Genomic DNA, 5,328 nt, shown 5'->3' on the forward strand with positions numbered 1-5,328 from the left:
TTTGAGTTAGGGCAAGTCATCCACCTGTGGCTGGACCAGGCCGAACGGAACGCCAACAAAAGGCTAAGTGAAGCAAGGTAGCACCCCAAAGGGGGGATGGGCTGGGTTGTGGACGGATGGGGCTTGTGGGTGGATGATTTCCGACGAACCTCACCAAAAACGCCGATCATACCTACCTTGACAGGCTGACCAAGCAACTCGTATGATGCCCTATAAAATTCAAGGGCGTGGTTCACCTGGGTTTATCTTTTCACGGGTTTGTCCCGCTGGAGGCTGTCGGTACTCTTAGTTGAGTTTACCGATCATCGCAGTCTCCTACACAAACAACAGAAAGCCGCCTTTCCTGCACTCAGGATGGGCGGCTTTCACTATGTACGGTTATTTCGGCGCATAGGTCTTGAAAACCTCCGTTAAAACGTTGATCGCCATCTGGATTTCCTTCTCGTCCCGGTTCAACAGCAGAAAAAATGCTTCTTGCAACACTTTCTCCTTCTCCGTCAGCGGCTTGTCATAATCCCGTACATACCCGAACAACTCTCCTATGTCAACGCCCAGCGTTTCGGCTACTTTAGCGAGATTCGCCAGCGAAGCGTTCCGCTCTCCGCGTTCCAAGCCTCCGATATAAGAAAAGTGAAAACCAGCCTTTTCCCCCAATTCATCCTGTGACCAGCCGCGAGCTTTGCGAAGCTCCCGAATCTTCCCACCTACCAACTGTAAAACGGTATCCGACATATCATCACACTCCATTACTTCGAGTGTAGAGAACAGCCGGAAAAGGGGTAATATCTATATACATATCGAAACTATTAATGATACTAATATACATATATTTGATGTATAATACTTTACGACAATGTTCTTGCCAAACAATACGAAAAAGCAAGAAAACAAAGATAATTGTCAGATAAATTTACCGCATGTTTTAATGGACGGGAAAATCAGGACAAAAACAGGAGGGGTACAATTGAACGACAGAATGGAAGGGAAACCAAGGAAACACCTTATACTTTTGGGAACAACGGCACTTTTGGCGACCTCATTGCTTGTGGCTGGATGTGCGTCGAAGGAGGACAAAGCGCGGGACGACCTTGCGAAGTTATCATTATCCTATACACCTGACAGCTTTGTTCAAGCCGCCGCCAACAACGATCAAAAGGCATTGCAGCTATTCGTGGATGCCGGAATGATACCTGATACAAAGGATGCAGAGGACGAAACCGCGCTTATGATCGCTGCACAAAAGGGGAATATCGAAGCGGTTGATCTATTGCTCAAAGCAAAAGCCAACGTCAACGCCGCGAACAGCAGAGGAAGGACAGCCTTGAGCTACGCGGTTGAAGCCTCGCAATTATCGGTTGTGCAGAAGCTACTGGAAAACGGGGCAGACACGAGCTTGATGGCTGGCAACACTCCTTTACTCACGCTTGCCGTTCGCTCCGGAAACGTAGAGATTATCAAGTTGCTTTTGGACAAAGGAGCCGATCCGAACAAACAACAAGACGGAAGCTCAGCGCTCGTAGAGGCTGTGCAGGAAGGCTCATCCGATGCAGTGAAACTGTTGCTGAATGCCAAGGCTGACCCGAACGTGAAAACGCCGGACGGAGAGAGTCTGCTGATCTATACGATCAAGAACAACCAGCCAGAGAACGCAAAACAACTCATCGAACATGGCGCGGATGTTACAGTCAAACTCACCAATGGGGTCAGCCTGCTCACATTGGCAAAAGCGAGCGGCTTCACTGACATTGCCGAAGCGTTGGCAGTGAAAGGAGCAAAGGATGTTAGTCTGCTGACATATACAGTCGGTGCAAAAACAGAAGGGATCACCCTCCCCAAAACGCTGGAAAACAACACGTTGACCATCGGCGCTCACCAAAATCACCCGGACCCGCAAGTAACGTTTAACCTTGACGGGAAAGCCAAGTCTTTCACGGCTGCGGTCGCCAGCGGGCGGCAGGACTTCGAGTCCGACTACAACGTCAAACTGATTGTCGAGGGCGACGGAAAGAAGCTGTACGGGAGCGATTATCTTAGCATCAAGTCAGCCCCGCAAAACATTGACCTCGATGTGGGAGGCATCCAAAAGCTGACTTTCCGACTGCAAGCAGACAAGCTCTTTAGCATTGTAGAGTCGAAGGGGGTTGTCCAAAACCCGACGATTTACTTGCCATAATTTGAGCGCCGACGAGGTACTTCTCTTGGCTTTAGGACGTGGGTAGCTATTGCTGCCCCTCTCCGGATTTTGAAGCCAACGCAGTACCTCTTCCGCTTTTCGGAAGACTATTCCTCGTCCCGATCTTCAAGCGGTCGGTTCTTCCCGGTCGCCTTGCTGTGCCGAAAGGACACCATCATTTTATGGATTTGTAGGTGAAGCAGTTCCGTCCGAAACTCCAGTTCCTTGTTGTGAACGAGCGTCAAAACGTCCTCAACGGTTAGCAAGTCGATCTTGTCACCGTGGCGATACAATTGTCCCAAGATGCCCCCTACACATTCCTCACACGTTTGGACTTTTAAGAACAGCTTCGTTTCTTCTTCCTCAAGCCGAGAATATTCCTCAAACAGTTCCTCTCTCGTCCGTTCGGTCAACTCAATCACTCCCTTGCCGCGAAAAAAACGCCAGCCGACTCCCAACACGTGGGCATGGCTGACGTTCCGGTCGTTCAGTTGTTTTCCTGCTGTCTCTAGTAAAACATGCCAAAAATTCGGTTGTCAATTACCTGTGGGCAGAGGAACGGAGCAGAAAAACAGGAAGTTGTCGCGCCATACCATAGGTGCAGATTGACGCGAAGCAAGGAGCGGCAGAGAAGAAAACCGGGAGCGCTTGGCGGCAACACGCTTGAAGAAGGTTCTTGGTCTTACAGCAGACTGACGCGACATCAACAAACTGGCTCCGAAAAAGAGTGAAGCCATCGCGTCAGTTCATTTTGTCGCTGTACATCGTTTGGGAAACCTGGCACGACGGCTTCACTCGCGTGGACAAGACCTGTTGTGAGTGCAGAAACGCAGATAACGTTTCAGCGGCATCGCTTGTGTTGTCGCGTACAGTTATCAAATAGATCGGCTTTCGGCCCCGCATCATACTCCCCGAAGATATTTGGAACATGATAAGAAGAGCGATTTTACGAAAGCCCTCCAGACACCATACAAAGAATTGCGATTATTTATGGTTCGAGTATAGGTTGGCAGTGAGAATACTTCGGCTTGCTTGCCCGGCTCCGGCAGTTGCTATGGTTACACGCCGACGAGCGGACTGCTTTGTGCATGCTGCTCTTGCAGATCGCGTTGTTCCATCTGGACGTACTTCCGAACCATAGAGATATCATGGTGACCGAGAATCTTTTGCAGCGTGAACAGGTCGCCGCCGTTCTGGATGTACATTTTGGCGAACGTATGCCGGAATGTGTGGGGAGAGACGCGAACGCCTGTGATACCAGCCTTTTCACCGTGCAGACGGATTCGTTCATAGGCTTGGTTGTACGTCAAGGGCTTGCCGTTGTTTAAAAGGAACACGAACGACGGCTTGTTGTGGATAGTTTTGTGGACAAACTGTTGACAATTCTCTTGGACAAGTGCAGCGAGAAGATCGGCAGTACGTTTGCTTACGGGCACGATTCTTTCTGTTCTGTTTTTGGCGACGCTGGCGCGAACGGTGATCGTTCCTTTTGCAACGCTCAAGTCATCTGCGGTCAGGTTCAGCGCTTCGTTGATCCGAAGCCCGGTGTCGAAAAGCAAGGTGAGCAGTACATAGTCACGAAAACCAAGGTACTCTCGCTGGTTCGGGGCGGCAAGCAAAAGCAAGACGTGCTCTTTCTGGAAAGCGCCGAGCCGGTCCTCCGGGACCTTTTGCAACTTGATTCGGGCGGCAAGGTCTGTTTGCAGGTGACCTTCGTCGTGGAGGAACCGCAGGAAGCACTTGAGCGTTCGGGTACGGATGTTCACGGTCGCGGGAGACAAGCCTTTGGCGGTGTTGTGCGATTGCAACGTCGGATGCCCGGTGTACAAAGTTTGTTCCGTCAGCATGTGTCCGACATACTGACGAACGTGGTCGGCGGTCAGTTCCTCCAACTTGAGTGTCGGGTACTTTTCTACCAACCAACGTTGCAGGTAGCGGTAGTGGTTTTCGTGGTCGTTCAGCGTTCGGGTCCTCAAGCTTTCATTCTTCTTGGCGCGGAGAAACAGAACGAAATAATAATCGAGCGGGTGGTGCAAGGTGATCGCAGCGGAAGTCAACAGTTCGCGTGTTGCTGTTGCCGTGGGCATATGGATTGCTCCTCTCAAAATGGGTGCAAAAAAGCCGCCAAAGATGCGGCGGCTGTGAATCGGTATATTTATGATGATTATAAAATTGAGAAACCCAAGCGGACAAGATTTATACGTATTATTTAATAAAAAATTGTTAAGCTGCGGACAGTTATCTTCAATCACTATAAATATTGGAAGTCAACTGTTTAGCATTTGGTGTTGTTGTTATTGTTGTTTTTAGGCCTCAGGCTCATGCCCATTTTCCAAACCTTTAGATAGGCAAGTGCATAGAATGAAAATAAACAATGAAATCCTGAGAGGAGAATGAATATTGTACCGTAATCCATGCTATCCATATCAATGGCATAATCCTATGCATGACTATTGGAATAACATCAATTGGAGTAATAATTGGAATCGTCATTATTACAATGGGATCAACACAAACTGGTATCCTTATAAATTAACAGATTATGGGCAAAGGCCATTTGTAGTGAATATTGACCAAGCTACTAAGCAAAATAATACTTACCGCACCGCTTTGTGGACAGGGAAACACCTTCAAGTGACCCTGATGAGTATTAATGTTGGAGATGACATTGGTTTAGAAGTTCATCCTACAACTGATCAATTCATACGTATTGAAGAAGGTCAGGGACTTGTTCAGATGGGTGAAAGTAAAGATAATTTGAATTTTCAAGAAATGGCCTGTGGTGGCTATGCAATTATGGTACCTGCTGGAACATGGCACAATGTTACCAATAAGGGGAATACCCCACTTAAAATATACGCCATCTATGCGCCGCCTGAGCATCCATATGGTACGGTTCACGTTACAAAAGCTGATGCCATGTCCGCTGAATAAAGCCACCATTATTACTGGATCGAGTAAAAGAGGGATCAAATTAGTTACTATCAGAAACGATAGTTCAATTGTGACGGTTTGCAAACAACATTCAACAACCTGCAAACAACAGCGTTGCAGCCCATCCCCCCTTTGGGGTGCTACCTTGCTTCACTTAGCCTTTTGTTGGCGTTCCGTTCGGCCTGGTCCAGCCACAGGTGGATGACTTGCCCTAACTCAAA

General features: G+C 48.5%; 5 protein-coding genes. 2 read left to right on the forward strand and 3 right to left on the reverse strand.

Annotated elements, in window-relative coordinates:
- Positions 1-378: 378 nt before the first annotated feature.
- Positions 379-732 (reverse strand): helix-turn-helix domain-containing protein, encoded by a 354-nt coding sequence (locus ACFFT4_RS28145; RefSeq protein WP_378052418.1) that lies wholly within the window; start codon positions 730-732, stop codon positions 379-381.
- 232 nt (positions 733-964) lie between these two features.
- Between ACFFT4_RS28145 and ACFFT4_RS28150 the strand changes: the two genes are divergently transcribed.
- On the forward strand, positions 965-2,173 hold the full coding sequence (locus ACFFT4_RS28150; protein ID WP_378052419.1) for an ankyrin repeat domain-containing protein: 1,209 nt from the start codon (positions 965-967) through the stop codon (positions 2,171-2,173).
- Between the two features lie 107 nt (positions 2,174-2,280).
- On the opposite strand, the gene ACFFT4_RS28155 is transcribed toward ACFFT4_RS28150, so the two are convergent.
- Together ACFFT4_RS28155 and ACFFT4_RS28160 are read right to left on the reverse strand one after the other, a co-directional pair.
- Positions 2,281-2,586 (reverse strand): hypothetical protein, encoded by a 306-nt coding sequence (locus ACFFT4_RS28155; RefSeq protein WP_378052420.1) that lies wholly within the window; start codon positions 2,584-2,586, stop codon positions 2,281-2,283.
- A gap of 645 nt (positions 2,587-3,231) precedes the next feature.
- Positions 3,232-4,260: a tyrosine-type recombinase/integrase gene (locus tag ACFFT4_RS28160; RefSeq protein ID WP_378052421.1), complete on the reverse strand. Its 1,029-nt coding sequence runs from the start codon at positions 4,258-4,260 to the stop codon at positions 3,232-3,234.
- A gap of 313 nt (positions 4,261-4,573) precedes the next feature.
- Between ACFFT4_RS28160 and ACFFT4_RS28165 the strand changes: the two genes are divergently transcribed.
- A complete protein-coding gene (locus ACFFT4_RS28165) occupies positions 4,574-5,107 on the forward strand; it encodes a cupin domain-containing protein (RefSeq protein ID WP_378052423.1) in 534 nt (177 codons plus the stop codon).
- Positions 5,108-5,328: the final 221 nt, after the last annotated feature.

The sequence above is a fragment of the Cohnella cellulosilytica genome (genome assembly GCF_042431195.1).
GTDB lineage: Bacteria > Bacillota > Bacilli > Paenibacillales > Paenibacillaceae > Cohnella > Cohnella cellulosilytica.

Coding starts and splice junctions, on each gene's coding strand:
- ACFFT4_RS28160 (WP_378052421.1), bottom strand. CDS start 4,260: ATGCCCACGGCAACAGCAACACGCGAACTGTTGACTTCCGCTGCGATC.
- ACFFT4_RS28145 (WP_378052418.1), bottom strand. CDS start 732: ATGTCGGATACCGTTTTACAGTTGGTAGGTGGGAAGATTCGGGAGCTT.